The sequence below is a fragment of the Pelistega ratti genome, assembly GCF_009833965.1.
GTDB lineage: Bacteria > Pseudomonadota > Gammaproteobacteria > Burkholderiales > Burkholderiaceae_B > Taylorella > Taylorella ratti.
The window spans coordinates 1,439,817-1,453,921 of record NZ_CP047165.1 but is presented as its reverse complement, the minus strand read 5'-3'; the positions used below and the strand labels follow the sequence as shown (position 1 = coordinate 1,453,921).

At 35.2% G+C, this 14,105-nt stretch carries 15 protein-coding genes; 13 read left to right on the top strand and 2 right to left on the bottom strand.

The annotated features are described in order from the left end of the window. Positions 1–168: 168 nt before the first annotated feature. The 7 genes from F9B76_RS06260 (at position 169) to F9B76_RS06230 (ending at position 8,914) form a co-directional block, all read left to right on the top strand. On the top strand, positions 169–1,737 hold the full coding sequence (locus tag F9B76_RS06260) for a DUF945 family protein (protein ID WP_159991333.1): 1,569 nt from the start codon (positions 169–171) through the stop codon (positions 1,735–1,737). A 176-nt stretch (positions 1,738–1,913) separates the two neighbouring features. Beyond that, positions 1,914–2,690 (top strand): ferredoxin--NADP reductase, encoded by a 777-nt coding sequence (locus F9B76_RS06255; protein WP_159991332.1) that lies wholly within the window; start codon positions 1,914–1,916, stop codon positions 2,688–2,690. 170 nt (positions 2,691–2,860) lie between these two features. Then, positions 2,861–4,816, top strand: coding sequence for a UvrD-helicase domain-containing protein (locus F9B76_RS06250; protein WP_159991331.1), 1,956 nt, complete (start codon positions 2,861–2,863; stop codon positions 4,814–4,816). A 150-nt stretch (positions 4,817–4,966) separates the two neighbouring features. Continuing rightward, on the top strand, positions 4,967–6,031 hold the full coding sequence (locus F9B76_RS06245) for a ParA family protein (protein ID WP_243140620.1): 1,065 nt from the start codon (positions 4,967–4,969) through the stop codon (positions 6,029–6,031). Between the two features lie 297 nt (positions 6,032–6,328). After that, positions 6,329–6,973, top strand: a complete 645-nt coding sequence (locus F9B76_RS06240) for a nicotinamidase (protein WP_159991330.1) — start codon at positions 6,329–6,331, stop codon at positions 6,971–6,973. A 155-nt stretch (positions 6,974–7,128) separates the two neighbouring features. Then, positions 7,129–7,908: a phosphodiester glycosidase family protein gene (locus F9B76_RS06235; protein WP_159991329.1), complete on the top strand. Its 780-nt coding sequence runs from the start codon at positions 7,129–7,131 to the stop codon at positions 7,906–7,908. Next, positions 7,898–8,914 (top strand): pseudouridine synthase, encoded by a 1,017-nt coding sequence (locus F9B76_RS06230; protein ID WP_159991328.1) that lies wholly within the window; start codon positions 7,898–7,900, stop codon positions 8,912–8,914. The genes F9B76_RS06235 and F9B76_RS06230 overlap by 11 nt, the downstream gene beginning before the upstream one ends. 59 nt (positions 8,915–8,973) lie before the next feature. On the opposite strand, the gene F9B76_RS06225 is transcribed toward F9B76_RS06230, so the two are convergent. Continuing rightward, a complete protein-coding gene (locus F9B76_RS06225) occupies positions 8,974–9,714 on the bottom strand; it encodes a metallophosphoesterase family protein (RefSeq protein ID WP_243140619.1) in 741 nt (246 codons plus the stop codon). Between the two features lie 63 nt (positions 9,715–9,777). Continuing rightward, entirely contained in the window at positions 9,778–10,299 is a 522-nt protein-coding gene (locus tag F9B76_RS06220) for a gamma-glutamylcyclotransferase family protein (protein ID WP_159991327.1), read from the bottom strand. Between the two features lie 101 nt (positions 10,300–10,400). On the opposite strand from F9B76_RS06220, the gene F9B76_RS10535 reads away from it, so the two are divergent. The 6 genes from F9B76_RS10535 to F9B76_RS06190 all read left to right on the top strand — a co-directional run bounded on the left by F9B76_RS10535 (position 10,401) and on the right by F9B76_RS06190 (position 13,981). Then, on the top strand, positions 10,401–10,583 hold the full coding sequence (locus F9B76_RS10535; protein ID WP_201289287.1) for a KilA-N domain-containing protein: 183 nt from the start codon (positions 10,401–10,403) through the stop codon (positions 10,581–10,583). 63 nt (positions 10,584–10,646) lie between these two features. Then, positions 10,647–11,486 (top strand): integrase core domain-containing protein, encoded by an 840-nt coding sequence (locus F9B76_RS06210; protein WP_159990754.1) that lies wholly within the window; start codon positions 10,647–10,649, stop codon positions 11,484–11,486. Between the two features lie 26 nt (positions 11,487–11,512). Then, positions 11,513–12,166 carry a type I restriction-modification system subunit M gene (locus F9B76_RS06205; RefSeq protein WP_243140618.1) on the top strand — a complete coding sequence of 218 codons (654 nt, stop codon included), beginning with the start codon at positions 11,513–11,515 and terminating at the stop codon, positions 12,164–12,166. After that, on the top strand, positions 12,163–12,489 hold the full coding sequence (locus F9B76_RS06200) for a hypothetical protein (protein ID WP_201289286.1): 327 nt from the start codon (positions 12,163–12,165) through the stop codon (positions 12,487–12,489). The genes F9B76_RS06205 and F9B76_RS06200 overlap by 4 nt, the downstream gene beginning before the upstream one ends. Positions 12,490–12,773: 284 nt before the next feature. Continuing rightward, on the top strand, positions 12,774–13,475 hold the full coding sequence (locus F9B76_RS10360; RefSeq protein WP_159991326.1) for a restriction endonuclease subunit S: 702 nt from the start codon (positions 12,774–12,776) through the stop codon (positions 13,473–13,475). Continuing rightward, positions 13,388–13,981: a restriction endonuclease subunit S gene (locus F9B76_RS06190; RefSeq protein WP_243140617.1), complete on the top strand. Its 594-nt coding sequence runs from the start codon at positions 13,388–13,390 to the stop codon at positions 13,979–13,981. Before F9B76_RS10360 ends, F9B76_RS06190 begins: the two co-directional genes overlap by 88 nt. Positions 13,982–14,105: the final 124 nt, after the last annotated feature.

The window sequence follows — 14,105 nt, the reverse complement described above, 5'->3', positions numbered from 1 at the left end:
TAGCCTTTGAATATTTTATCAGTTTCTTTTTTATTTTCATTCAAACGATTCAAAAAGTATTTGCTATAAAAATAGCATGATTACGCTAATTGACTGAGAACATAAATAATTTAAAATAAAAACTAGAGTAAAATACTGTATCTTTTAATTATTTTCAGTGGACATATTATGCGTAAACGTTATCTTATGGGTGGGCTTGCGATTGCCCTTATTATTGCGTATCCAGTGGCTAGCCATATTCATGGTAATACAATCCAAGCACGACTAGATAGCGATATTCAACAACTTAATCAGTATATTGAGCAAGAGCTTCAACAGTCTGTTCGTTTCTCTTATGAACAAACGCAATCTGGTATTTTTACAAGCCAATATATGATTAAATTTAAAGATGAAGAAGGAAAAGAAATCCCTTTGCTTCAACAACGTATTGATCATGGTCCATTCCCACCAAATGCCCTTAAAAAAGGACATTTCTTACCTGTTAATTATGCGAGCAAAATTACCCTCATCAATAATGATTTAACAAAAGCTATTTTTACGGTGACTCAATCAGAACAACCTATTGTGATTGAGTATGTTTATGGTTATGACAGTAAAGCCAAGGGCTATGTTGGTATTGCTCCGATTAATATCTCTCAAGAAAATCTACAGTTAGGGGCAACAAAAATTTCATTTAATGCCAAAAAGGATTTAACGGATAGTTATTTCCATATCGAAATGGAACCAAGTAAGTTTGCTTGGTTAAACACAAGTGGCTTCATTCCTCAAGAATTTAATCACTTGGGTAAAATTGATATGGAGATGCATTATAAATTAGATGAAAAGGGTAATCTTTCAGTAGAAACGCAATCAGATACTGATTATTATCGATTTGGCGATAAAGAAACGTCTATTGCTATTCATCGTGTTAAGGATACCCAAAAAGTAACAGATGATGGTAAAGGTCTTGATATTTCGGCTACACAAAAAGCAGAGCAAGTACTGATTAATGATGTAGATTTGGGATCGTATTCAGTAGATGCTGGTTACTATCAATTAGATTCAGGTGCTATTAAGTCATTAGGGCGGACAATTTATGCAATTGCATTTAACTATTTTAATGCTGCTATTGCACAAAAAGAATTATTAAGCCCTGAACCATTCTTAGAGTCACGTCTATTTGAATTAGGTATGCAGGCTATTGCGATATTTAATCAAAATCCGAAACTTCAATATGGGCCTATCCAATTGCGTAATAAAGCTGGTGCTTCTAGTGTGAAGGCAGAATTAGATTTTGTCTTACCAAAAGACCTCAATGTGACTTCTCCAGAGGAAATCTATTTAAAATCACTCAAAAAATTAGATTTACAATTCGTTCTAAACCCAGCATGGTTAAAACAATTTACATTTGATGTGCTTACGGTAATGGCTAAATCAGAAAAAATGCCTCTACCTACCGATAAGGATAAAGCAGATATTGATTTAATTATTGATGATATGCACAAGTCGGCGATAGAAAGTCAGTTCTTCCAGATGAAAGATAACGATTTATTATTTGCTGTTACTGCTCAAGCTCCAGAGGGTAAAACCATTGATCAGGTTGAAAAAATAAGTTATAACGAACAGGTTTATACAAAAGAGGATGTTGAAGAAATACTTACTACTCGTGGCAGACAATTTATTAAGTTAATGGAAGAACGTGATATTGAATCTCGTTGGGATGAGTTAGTAGAACGCTTTCAAAATCCAGCAGAGTAATTAAATCTACCTCTTCTTTTAAATAGTAATTGACTATTTTAGAAAGGAGAATATTGAGACAGCCACTTTTTACCAAGTGGCTATTTCTTTTCAATTGACTTATCTCAAAGACCTAAAAAGGTTTTCTTGGTTACAATAGAGAATTATTCTTATTAATCGAAAAGGTTAGTTGCGTTATGGCATCCGCATTTTTAGAAGGTAAAGTACTTAGCGTTCACCATTGGACGGATCGTTTATTTAGTTTTACAACTACTCGGGACCCTTCATTACGTTTTAGCAATGGGCATTTTACGATGATTGGCTTAATGGTTGATGGTAAACCATTATTGCGTGCATACAGTATTGCAAGTCCTAATTATGAAGAGCATCTTGAGTTTTTAAGTATCAAAGTGCCAGATGGTCCACTAACTTCTCGCTTACAACACATTAAAGAAGGGGATTCGATTATTATTGGTCGTAAGCCTACTGGTACATTGGTATTGGATTATCTATTACCAGCCAAACGACTTTATTTACTAGGAACGGGTACAGGCTTAGCACCTTTTTTAAGTATTGCTCGTGATCCTGAAACCTATGAGCGCTATGAAGAAGTGATTCTGGTACATGGTGTGCGTCAAGTCAATGAATTAGCTTATTATGATATGTTTACCAAAACACTGAAAGAACATGAGTTTTTAGGTGAAATGGTGAGTAAGCAACTTAAATATTATCCTACCGTTACGCGTGAACCGTTCTATCACCAAGGTCGTATGACAACCTTAATTGAAAATGGTAAATTATTTGAAGATTTAGGTGTTCCCCCACTTAACCCAGCGGAAGACCGTGTGATGATTTGTGGTAGTCCTGCTATGTTAGCTGACTTAAAAGCAATTTGTGAGGCACGAGGATTTAAAGAGGGTAATACTTCAACACCGGGTGATTTTGTGATTGAACGGGCTTTTGTGAGTCAATAACCATTTTAATTATAAAATAAAGTATCAGTAGTCAAAATAAGCTACTGATACTTTTTTATTTGTTGCAGGAAATAGAATCTTCTTATATTTCTCTTAATCTAAGCAACAAATAGCACTTTACCTGTATTAGGTTGTTAATAACAGTATTATCCATCCAAAAGGAAGCGTTGATGAAAGCATTATTAGTTGAAGGTGTTGCTGGTAGTGGTAAAACAAGTTATATCGCCGATACTGTGCAACACTCATTAAACCCCAATGATGCGTTGTTATTGACTTTTAGCCGTACGGGTTATGCCGTGCTGCAACAATATCTTGAAAGTCGTCAAGTTAAAAATAGTACGGTTTATACGATTGATGGCTTTGCTATGCGTATTCTCAGGCAGTTAGGGGATACGCGGTTTATTCTACGTCGTGAAGAGGTTGAACGAGAGCTTTTACCATTGCTTTATCAACAAGTGGTAGCACAAATAATGACTTCTTCCTCTATGGATATCGCTCCTCCTGCCCCTATCACGCCTAGTACAATGCAAGCACTAATGAGTGATATTGATTTTTTCCGTGCATCATGTGCTTTTGAGTATCATGATGATGATATGCTAGAAGAAATTCTATTAGGAAAACTTCATCATGATTGGCGGTTAGTACGAAGAGTATTTTATGCGTATGATAATTACCGTGAAACATGGCGACCTTCACCTTATCAGTCAGAGTCTGTTTTTGAGCATGATGAGATTTCCTCTTCATACCAACAAGGTGAACAGGGGTTTCGCTTACTCAGTGAGTCAGTTTTTGATTTACTGCAATTAATTGAAGATAGTGAAATACTTGCTCGAATTGGTAAAAAATACCGTTTACAGTGTATTGATGAGTTTCATGATACTACCCCTTTACAATTAAAGTTTTTGTTACAGCTTAACCAACAAGCACAAACCGTTATTGCCGTGGGTGATCGCTTTCAGAATATTTTTGCTTGGCGAGGGACTAATACGAGTTTTGTGTTTGATCAGTTTGTGCGTCAATTAAATGCAGAAACAGAACAAATCAATCGATCTTATCGCTATGCACAAAATATTGCTAATTTAGCCAGTTCAATTATTCATCGCCCTATCCAATCTTTGGCAGAGCATAGTAGTACGATTAAGACGCTATCTGTAAAAGAGCTTACCAAAATCAGTAAAGAAACGCTTATTATCACCAAAGATTTTCCAACACAGATGAGAGCTGCCTTTACCTTATTTAGTCAAACGAACCATAAACTAGCTTTAGGGATAAACCATTCTATAGCACCTGCTATTTTGAATATATTAATGGTATTACGTTACCCCTATTTATTGAATACTAAAGCTCCTCATTTTTCTAAAAATTTGGCACTTGATTTAACCCAATTTTTACAGTTGCCACAGTGCTTATTAGATGAGACAGCTAAGCAAGAGATACTGCATAAGCCTAGTATGGAAAGTATAAGAATGTATTTTGATATACATTTACAAGAAAACCGTCAGAAAGCCTATGATGAGCATTTTAGGCAAGCACTACTTTATTGGTGTGCAACAAATCAAGAAAATACACCTGTCTATGAGGTTATGCAATGGTTAGAACAAAGTGCCCGACTTTGGCAGCTGAATACTCACCGTATATATGATCAAATAAGTAGAGCCTCTTGGGAAGGGTTAAAAGCAGATGCCCGACAATATGGTTATACCCTTGCACAATGGCAAGAGCGAGCGATAGCGCTTAGTAAACGATGGAATGAGCGAGAAGGGTTACGATTTGCCACTATTAGTCAAGCAAAAGGACGTGAATATAATCAAGTGCTGTTTTATGGTGTTTCCAAAGAAGGTTTTGATATGATGGATGAGTTATCTCAACATCTTTTTTATGTTGGCATTACGCGTGCGAAGAAAACACTGTATTTCTACCTTGATGATAGTGTAGATGCAAAAGCTATTCCTCAAGCAATCACACATTTATCACCTGATACAACGGTGATAGACCATCGACAAGCCTTATCAATAAATGGTATAACACCTTCTGTGTCTTTATCTAAAGCAGAAGCTTTAAAGCAATTGCGACAAATGAGAGAGGCTTTATTAGAAAAAAATCGTATAGAGAGTGATGAGGGTTAGTATCTACATACCCTAGTAATATTTTAAATGGATAATAAGAATAAAAAACTAGAAAAAGTAGTATCTTTAAGAGAAATATGATATGTTAAACAGAAAAAGTAGTACACTTAACAAAAAGGTAATACAACTCAATACACTTGATAGGAAAATATGATGTCTATTTATGCAATCTGGAATAATAAAGGTGGTGTAGGGAAAAGCTATCTTACCTTTCAAATTGCTTGTGAGTATGCTAAGCAACATCCATCAAAAAAAGTATTAGTAGTTGATTTATGTCCACAAGCTAATTCCTCTTCTATGTTATTAGGGGGTATTGAGAAAGGAGAACAAGAGCTTGAAAAAATTCATTCTCAGCCTAATAAGAATACTATCTCTGGCTATATCTCAGAAAGATTAATCAGTCCTTATAAACAAATTAATAGTGCTATCAAATACATTACACAGGTCAATCAGATTAATCATTATGTACCTGATAATGTATATTTAGTTGTTGGAGATGAAGAGTTAGAAATTCAAGCTTCTGGTATTTTACATGCTACCCAAGCACCTAATGTGAGCGATGCTTGGCGACTAGTCCATCTTTGGGTAAGAGATCTTATTAGTGATATTCAAAAAGCATGGAATTATGAGGATAATATTGTATTTATTGACTGTAATCCAAGCTTTACTATTTATACCGAATTAGCACTTTCTGCTGCGGATAGATTGATTATTCCTTTTTCGGCTGATGGTTCTTCAAAACGAGCAGTAAGATCAGTGTTATCCCTTGTTTATGGAGTTAAGCGTCATGTGGGTGATGTCAGTTCTTATTTTTATACAGAAGCACTAAGAAGTAAACTTGCATTACCTCAGATTTATATGTATGTGGGAAATCGTTTAACAACCATGGCAAAAGCATCTGCTACTGCCTTTAAAACAGTTGTAGAGGAAATTGGTAATGAGATTTATGAAGTATGGACAAAAAATGCTAACTTATTTTGTATCCATCCTGAAGGGGCTGGTACACCAACAAGTAAATCTAGTTTTAAAAAGATGTTCCAATATGAGGTAAGAGATGCAAATACAGCCTCTGTTGTATCTGGTGCACTGGGTATTCCTATTGGTTGTTTACCATCAGGGAAGCGAAATGTCCTTGGAAAAGAAGTGATGGTTAATCCTTCTCAATTAGATGCACAATTACCTAATATTCAACAATTAGTAAGATGTATTGAGTAATAGGATATATTGTTAGAGGAAGCCATAGTATTAGAAAAATAGGGTATAAATATAGATTTTATACATAAAAATCACTCTATTAATGATTATTTTCAGTATTTATCTTTGTTCCTAATATAGCATAATAGTATTTTTATCTGTATAAAAAATAGAGTATCTTCTACTACACTATTTCAGTTAAATTGAATAGTATCTTATGATGGAAATACTATATTTAGTCAATTACTCTATTATTTTAATGTTCTATATAGGTTAATTAATAGTAAAGTCCTAACTATACAAAGATAAAAGGAGTATATGATGTCTTTAGCTAAATCAGCACTTATTGTAGTGGATATTCAAACTGATTTTTTACCTGGGGGAGCATTAGCGTGTTATCAAGCGGATAGTATTCTGAAAGGGGTTAAGGATTTGGTTGATGCACAATATTTTGACTATCATATCGCTACACAAGACTGGCATCCTGCGCATCATATTTCTTTTGCCAGTCAGCATGAGGGGAAAAAGGCTTTTGATACAATTTCTCTCTATGGACATCCTCAAGTGCTATGGCCTGATCACTGTATAAAAGGGACTGCAGGGGCGGCACTTGATCCTACGATTAACTGGGATAATATGGATTTAATTTTGCGTAAGGGGTGTCATCCCCAAGTTGATTCTTATAGTGCTTTCCAAGAAAATTTTAATCAAAAGGGAGAGCGACCGACAACAGGATTAGCAGGCTATCTCAAAGAAAAAGAGGTAAAAAATGTTTATACCGTGGGTTTAGCACGAGATGTATGTGTCTTATGGACAGCACAAGGGGCAAAAGAACAAGGATTTAATACGTTTTTAATTTGGGATTTATGTGCACCTGTGACACCTGATCATGATGAAATAACGCGACAATTGTGTCAAGAATATGGTATTCAGATTATTCATGCTGCTGATATACGGTATTAGGTGTTTAATTTATATCGTATAGAAACTGGGTTTGTGAATATTTTGTTTTATAGATAATCTATGTAAAAGTAAATAATTTATTGATTCTAAAATTCTTAATTTATTGTTAAAGCGATATAATCTACCTTTTACTATTTATTTAAGAATGGAAAAATATGATAAAGCACTTATTATGTTTAATAATATTGATCATAAGTAGTGTATCTGTTAGGGCTGAACCGTCTATCAGTCGAGAAATAACCCCTTGTATTCACTATGAAACACGACAACAGGGGCATATTCATATTAGTAAGATAGATTTGAGTTGCCCTTCTATTCGATTGCTTGGAACATTACCGCATAATAGTGATACAACGAGTAATTTTGCCTATAAAAATAAAACCACTGTTGCTATTAATGCTTCTTTTTTTGATGAAAATCGGAATCCTTTAGGTTTAAATTATTCACATCAAAGAACATGGCGTACGTCTAAAAAAGATCAAAAGCAGTATAGTTTTTTAGCGTGTACAAAAGAGAATCAATGTTTAATTGAACCATTTAACCAATTAACACCTTATCAAAAGCAATGGGATATTGTTATCAGTGGTTGGCAAAGCCTACAAAATGGACTGTATCGTTGTGCGCCAAGTAGTCCTGCCATTTGCCATCGTAATGCTAAGAGCCGTCATCCTCGTACAGCAGTTGGTCTTAGTCAAGATAAGCGTTTTTTATATCTTGTTGTTGTGGAAGGACGATTAGATAAATTTAAGGGCTATACACTAAACCAGTTAGCACAATTATTTAAACAACTCAACGTCCCTCATGCGATTAATCTTGATGGAGGGGGAAGCTCAACGATGGTGATTAATAATAAACGAGTTAATCGACTACCTTCTCAACAGATGTTTTTTGAACGAGCTGTTGCTAATCATTTAGGGGTTGTTGATGAACAGTAATCCTATCAAAAGCCCTCTGCCTATCCGAGATGGTGTGAGTGCTAGTCGATTATATTTACCTAAGGGAGATTGGCAATATTTAATAGATTTTTTGTTGGAACGGTTTCCCCATTTATCCCCTGATATTATTAAAGTACGATTACAAAAAGGGGATATGGTAAATGAAAAGGGTGTTGCTTATACCCTGAATAGTCCTTACCTTGCTGATACTTGGTTATGGTACTATCGAGAAGTAGAGCAAGAAGTTGAAGTGCCGTTTAAATTGACAATTCTCTATCAGGATGAGTACTTGGTGGCGGTGGATAAACCGCATTTTTTAGCCAGTATTCCTGGTGGTCGCTATTTGCAGCAGACGGCATTAATCCGTTTACGCAAAATGTTAGGTAATGATGAGATTAGCCCCTTGCATCGCTTAGATAGGGATACTGCAGGGGTATTGTTATTCTGTGTGAATCCTGCTTATCGGGGGATGTATCAGACCCTTTTTCAAAGTAGAGATATTGATAAAGTATATGAATGTGTTGCACCTTTTTGTTCAAGTATAAACTTTCCTTTATTAAGAGAAAGTGATATTGAAAAGAGTACCACTTACTTTACTATGCAAGAGCGTATGGCTAGACAAACACCCTTAACACAAGAAGAAAAACACATACTTTTATTGTCATCTAAACAAAAAACTATTGCTAGGTTAATGGGAGATAAATCGCTAAATAGTCAGACGATTATTGATGTAATTACGCATTATCAAGGTATGGCGCATTATCGCTTAATCCCATTAAGTGGGAAGAAGCATCAATTACGTGTACATATGAATGGCTTAGGATTGCCCATTTTAAATGATGAATTTTATCCTACACTATTGCCTGCCCGAGCAGAAGATGATTTCACGCAACCCTTGCAGTTATTAGCACGATCTATTACTTTTATTGATCCCATAACCCAAGAAAAACGCTATTTTGAAAGTCAGCAAACACTGGATTGGGTAAAGCGGTATTTTAATGGATAGAGAGAATTAAAAAGAGCTTAGGTAAATATGCAGAGAAAGAGTCATATTTTCTAATTGATTTATGAACGATAAACCGCTACTCGGTCACTAAACTCACCATCCATTTCTCCTGAACGTATAATTTCTCCTGCTAAATTACTAACACCACGATAGCCTACCGCATAGGCTTCAAAATGCATACGAGAGAAATGCCCTGAATAATCATAAGTATCATGGTGATGGCCATGAAAAATTTTTTTGACTTCCATTTGACGTGCTAAGCGGTCTATTGCTAAAAAACCAAATCGATTGCAAGAGGGTGCTTCGTGAGAAACTAAAATATCACTTTTTTGCATTCGTAGTGCCATATATGTTTCAGGGAAAATGGAGCTACGATGTTTAAGCCCTATTCCTCCTCTGAAATGGGTACGAGGAGAGGTTTGTTCAAATAATTCTTGTTGAGAAAAAAAGCTCCACCCACGTTGAATAGGTGTCCAAATCTTACCTCTAAAAACACCACCTAAACCAGCAATTCGCCAACCAGCAATAGTGACTACACGACCATGAAGATTCTTATCGGCTAGCTGACTTTCAAATAAATTATCATAAATATCGACAGAGTCTGTATCGTGATTACCATGAATCCACCAAACATCGGTGAGCGTCATGACATCTTTTAAGATATCATGTAAGGGTGTTTGGGCTTGTAAATCACCCAAGAAAATAATTGCTTTTGGCTTTATCTGCTCAACTACACTTAAACAATGATAAAACCCGCCATGAGTGTCACCAAAAAAGAGAATATCGTTTGCATTCATCATAAAAAACCAGCTGTTCTTATTATTGTAGCGAATATTATCCTACTATAATACCCGTTTTACCTGCTAAGAATGATAAGAGAGTGTTTCATTTGAGATAGCCGAATAGCCCCATTCAATAACCCCTTCCTTATTGAGAGGGACACGCTTGCCGAGATGACGAGACCCTTTCATAATATAAGTCCACGCATTCACAAAGCCATTATCTGTTTTAACGGTAATGAGAACACGTTCATAGAGGTTTTTTTGCCCTTCAGGGTTAAAATCTTCTAGTGCATCAATGGGGGGAATCTCTTTGTCGGGATATTTAAATAGGATAAGCTCACCCTGTACCATATCCCAGTCGCCTGTCGGTGATTCAAAAAAATACTGATGCTTTTGTAAAAAAACATCAGAGGAGGGGGAGTCAGTACCTCTTGCTAAAATAGACTGAGAAGGTACTTCCATGACAGGATAACCTTCATCAAGTGAATAAACGCGTCCCCATCCATAAGCAAGCTCTATGTTAATGGCAGTACTACAATATTTTGCGTGGTTGCGAAATCCTTTTTTAAGCGTACCATAAACAAATAGCTGAAAAAATTTCATAATATCGTTCTATTAGACGTTAAAGAATACACCGTCGGAAAACATTATTGTACTCTCTTTAGGGGGACTTTTATATCAGTATTTTCCATAAGCTTTTATCTATGTTGTTATTATGCGGAAAAGGTGGATTGGTGAGGGTGTTTTTAGGTTGTGTGTATAGTTTTTTTGAAATTGTAAAATTGGGAAGAGGAGGAGGGACTTTTGCTCACAAGGATATTGCCTTTAAACTTGCCTCTTGGGTTTCAGTAGAGTTTGAGTTATATATCATAAAAGATTATCAATGATTAAAAAATGATAAAATGTAGAATAAACTAGCGTTGTTTACATTATTTTAAGATAATAGTACGATGAATATACACAAAAACACTCGCTTATTACCTCGCCAAAGAGAAGAGATTTGGCTAGCCTATACTCAAAACAAACAAAATGTCACTTCTTTAGCGAAAGAATACAAGGTTTCTCGCCCCACTATCTATAAGATACTCAAACTCGCTCGTGGTCGATTATTAAAACCTCAGACCAGTATCAATAATCGGTTTAGACAGGCTAAATTTGGGATTAAGCGCTTAGCTAAAGTAGAAAAGTCCATCCAAGAACGATTAAAGAAACAAGCTAAACGCTATAATAAATCCTATCCTGGCGAAATGGTTCATGTCGATACAAAACGCTTGCCTTTACTGAAAGGACAACACACGCAAAGTCAAAGGGAATATCTGTTTGTGGCTATCGATGATTACTCGCGTGAATTATATGCGGCTATTATGCCAGATAAAACCGCCTTTAGCGCAGCTACGTTCTTAACCCAACATCTGATAGACCCTTGTCCTTATACCATAGAGGTTATTTACTCAGATAATGGAACAGAATATAAAGGAACAAAAGAACATGAGTTTGGTAAAGCTTGTTATCAACATCATATCAATCAAAAATTTACTAAAGTCGCCAATCCTAAAACCAATGGAAAAGCAGAACGGGTAATTAGAACCTTGATGCAAATGTGGCATGATAAACATGAATTTACCGATAGCCAGCATAGAAAACAGGAGCTTACCCGATTTATTAATTTCTACAACACCGTAAAACCACATAGTGCTCTTGTTTACCAAGATCAACTTGGTCATAAACGGACACTGACACCTTACGAATATTTAGAAATTTATTTTGCAAATAGTGTAAACAACGCTTGAGTTTTTAACAGCCTTTTGATGCCATTGTGTCTAATCCGCCTTATTCAGTGAAATGGATTGGTTCAGATGATCCTACATTGATTAATGATGAACGATTTGCCCCTGCGGGTGTACTTGCCCCAAAATCTAAAGCAGATTTTGCCTTTATCCTACACGCATTAAGCTATTTATCCCCTAAAGGAAAAGCTGCAATTGTTACTTTCCCGGGGATTTTCTACCGAGGCGGTGCAGAGCAGAAAATCCGTCAATACTTGGTTGATAATAACTATGTAGAAACCGTGATTGCTCTTGCCCCTAATCTATTCTATGGAACAACTATTGCGGTGAACATTCTTATTCTCTCTAAAAATAAAGTAGAGAATAAAACACAGTTTATTGATGCAACAGGATTATTTAAAAAAGAAACGAATAATAATGTCCTTACTGATGAGCATATAGAACAAATTATTCGCCTATTTGGTGATAAAAAAGATGTTCCTCATCTGAGTATATCTATTGAAAATACCCAAATTGCTGAAAATGACTACAACCTTGCGGTTAGTACCTATGTTGAACAAAAAGATAACCGAGAGGTAATTGATATTACTGTCCTTAATGCACAGATTAAAGAGACTGTTGCTAAGATTGATTACCTACGTACTGAAATTGATAAGATTGTGGCGGAAATTGAGGGGGTATGATGGATAAATTAACAACCTCTTTAGTGGCGAGAAATAATATCTTAAATAATACTTATGCTATCAGTAAACTTGAGGAGCATTTACAGTTAGGTGGCATTCAATTTGAAGGAGAAACGGTTTTTACCAAGGCTCAAGTTGCTCAGATTTTGGATATTGATGAGCGTACGGTTGATCGCTATATTGAATCAAAAGGAGAAGAATTAATAAAAAATGGTTATCGTATTTTAAGAGGAAAATCCTTAAAAAACATTAAGTTACTATATGTCGACGACATTGATGTCGTCGACATCAGCAAAGCACCATCTTTAAGGGGGAGATATTAAGCAAAATAAGCAAGATTTGATACTTGCTAAGCAAGGAAAAAGATATTTTATAACTCATTGAAAATAAAGAATTAAAGTCGGTTAAGCAAGTTTTAGGGTAAAATAAGCAAGATTTAATACAGGCTAAGCAAGGAAAAAGTATTTTTATAACCTATTGAAAATAAAGGGTTAAAATTGATTAAGCAAGTTTTAGGGTAAAATAAGCAAGATTTAATATAGGCTAAGCAAGGAAAAAGATTTGGGTAAAGTAAATCTTTATGTAGAAAGATAAATAGGAAAATGAGATGAAAAATGACCGCACTTTTTTAGAGAAATTATTGGATGGGGCTAAGGTTGAATGGAAAGAATTGGGTGATGTTGTCGAAATGAAAAGGGGGCAGTCCATTACTGCTAAGAATGTGAAAGATGGTAATATTCCAGTAATTAGTGGAGGACAAAAACCTGCGTACTATCATAATGAAAGTAATAGGAAAGGAAGAACAATAACAGTTGCAGGTAGTGGTGCGTATGCAGGATTTATAATGTTTTGGGATAAACCTATTTTTGTAGGTGATGCGTTTTCAATTAAATCAGAAGATAGTATTTTAGATTTAAAGTATGTATATTATTTTTTATTACAAAATCAACAAAAAATTTATGGTCTAAAAAAAGGATCTGGTGTTCCTCATGTTTATCCTAAAGATCTTGCTAAATTAATAATTCCCATTCCACCGTTAGAAATACAACAAAAAATTGTAAAAGTACTTGACAAATTCACTGAGCTGGAAGCTGAATTAGCTTTGAGGACTAAACAATATGAATATTACCGTAATCAGCTATTGACCTTTGATAATATTTCTGATAGGGGGGGTACGAGACTAATCCAATCTTCAAAACCTTGCAAATCAACCGTTTTGAGGTGGTTTTTAAGACTTTGGGAGAGGTTGCAAAAATTCAGAGAGGGGCGTCTCCTCGACCTATTTCACAATATATTACAGAAGATTTGATGAGTGGTATTCCGTGGATTAAAATAGGAGATACTATGCCAAATTCTAAATATGTTTCTAAAACAGAGCAGAGAATTACATTAAAGGGAGCTAATAAATCTAGATTATTGAAAAGAGGAGATTTTATTATTTCTAACTCAATGAGTTATGGGAGACCCTATATTTTAGGTATAGATGGTGCAATTCATGATGGATGGGCGTCAATTAGTGATTTTGCTAATTATCTTAATTCTGATTACTTATATCATTATCTTTCATCAGATAAAGTCAAAAAATATTGGGAAGGGAAAATCAATAGTGGTTCAGTGAGTAATCTGAATTCTGATATTATCAAAGCTTTACCTATCCCAATTCCCTCGTTTGAAACCCAACAATTAATTGTGGATATTCTTGATAAATTTGAAACTTTTACCAACTCTATTACAGAGGGTTTACCAAAAGAAATTATGCTAAGACGTCAGCAGTATGAATACTATCGTGAGCAGTTATTACGTTTTCCTCAATAGACTATATAGTGTTTGGAGGTATAGAAAGAAAAATGGGTTTATGGCAACCTAAATAGATAGCCCCTAACTGTAATTCCACCTCACGTAGAAGAGGCAAAGTTAGGGGAATTATTGCTTACGATAG

What these genes read in the sequence shown, in the direction of transcription:
- F9B76_RS06260 (WP_159991333.1), top strand. Translation starts at nt 169, where the DNA reads ATGCGTAAACGTTATCTTATGGGTGGGCTTGCGATTGCCCTTATTATT.
- F9B76_RS06255 (WP_159991332.1), top strand. Translation starts at nt 1,914, where the DNA reads ATGGCATCCGCATTTTTAGAAGGTAAAGTACTTAGCGTTCACCATTGG.
- F9B76_RS06250 (WP_159991331.1), top strand. Translation starts at nt 2,861, where the DNA reads ATGAAAGCATTATTAGTTGAAGGTGTTGCTGGTAGTGGTAAAACAAGT.
- F9B76_RS06245 (WP_243140620.1), top strand. Translation starts at nt 4,967, where the DNA reads ATGATGTCTATTTATGCAATCTGGAATAATAAAGGTGGTGTAGGGAAA.
- F9B76_RS06240 (WP_159991330.1), top strand. Translation starts at nt 6,329, where the DNA reads ATGATGTCTTTAGCTAAATCAGCACTTATTGTAGTGGATATTCAAACT.
- F9B76_RS06235 (WP_159991329.1), top strand. Translation starts at nt 7,129, where the DNA reads ATGATAAAGCACTTATTATGTTTAATAATATTGATCATAAGTAGTGTA.
- F9B76_RS06230 (WP_159991328.1), top strand. Translation starts at nt 7,898, where the DNA reads ATGAACAGTAATCCTATCAAAAGCCCTCTGCCTATCCGAGATGGTGTG.
- F9B76_RS06225 (WP_243140619.1), bottom strand. Translation starts at nt 9,714, where the DNA reads ATGATGAATGCAAACGATATTCTCTTTTTTGGTGACACTCATGGCGGG.
- F9B76_RS06220 (WP_159991327.1), bottom strand. Translation starts at nt 10,299, where the DNA reads ATGAAATTTTTTCAGCTATTTGTTTATGGTACGCTTAAAAAAGGATTT.
- F9B76_RS10535 (WP_201289287.1), top strand. Translation starts at nt 10,401, where the DNA reads ATGTTGTTATTATGCGGAAAAGGTGGATTGGTGAGGGTGTTTTTAGGT.
- F9B76_RS06210 (WP_159990754.1), top strand. Translation starts at nt 10,647, where the DNA reads ATGAATATACACAAAAACACTCGCTTATTACCTCGCCAAAGAGAAGAG.
- F9B76_RS06200 (WP_201289286.1), top strand. Translation starts at nt 12,163, where the DNA reads ATGATGGATAAATTAACAACCTCTTTAGTGGCGAGAAATAATATCTTA.
- F9B76_RS10360 (WP_159991326.1), top strand. Translation starts at nt 12,774, where the DNA reads ATGAAAAATGACCGCACTTTTTTAGAGAAATTATTGGATGGGGCTAAG.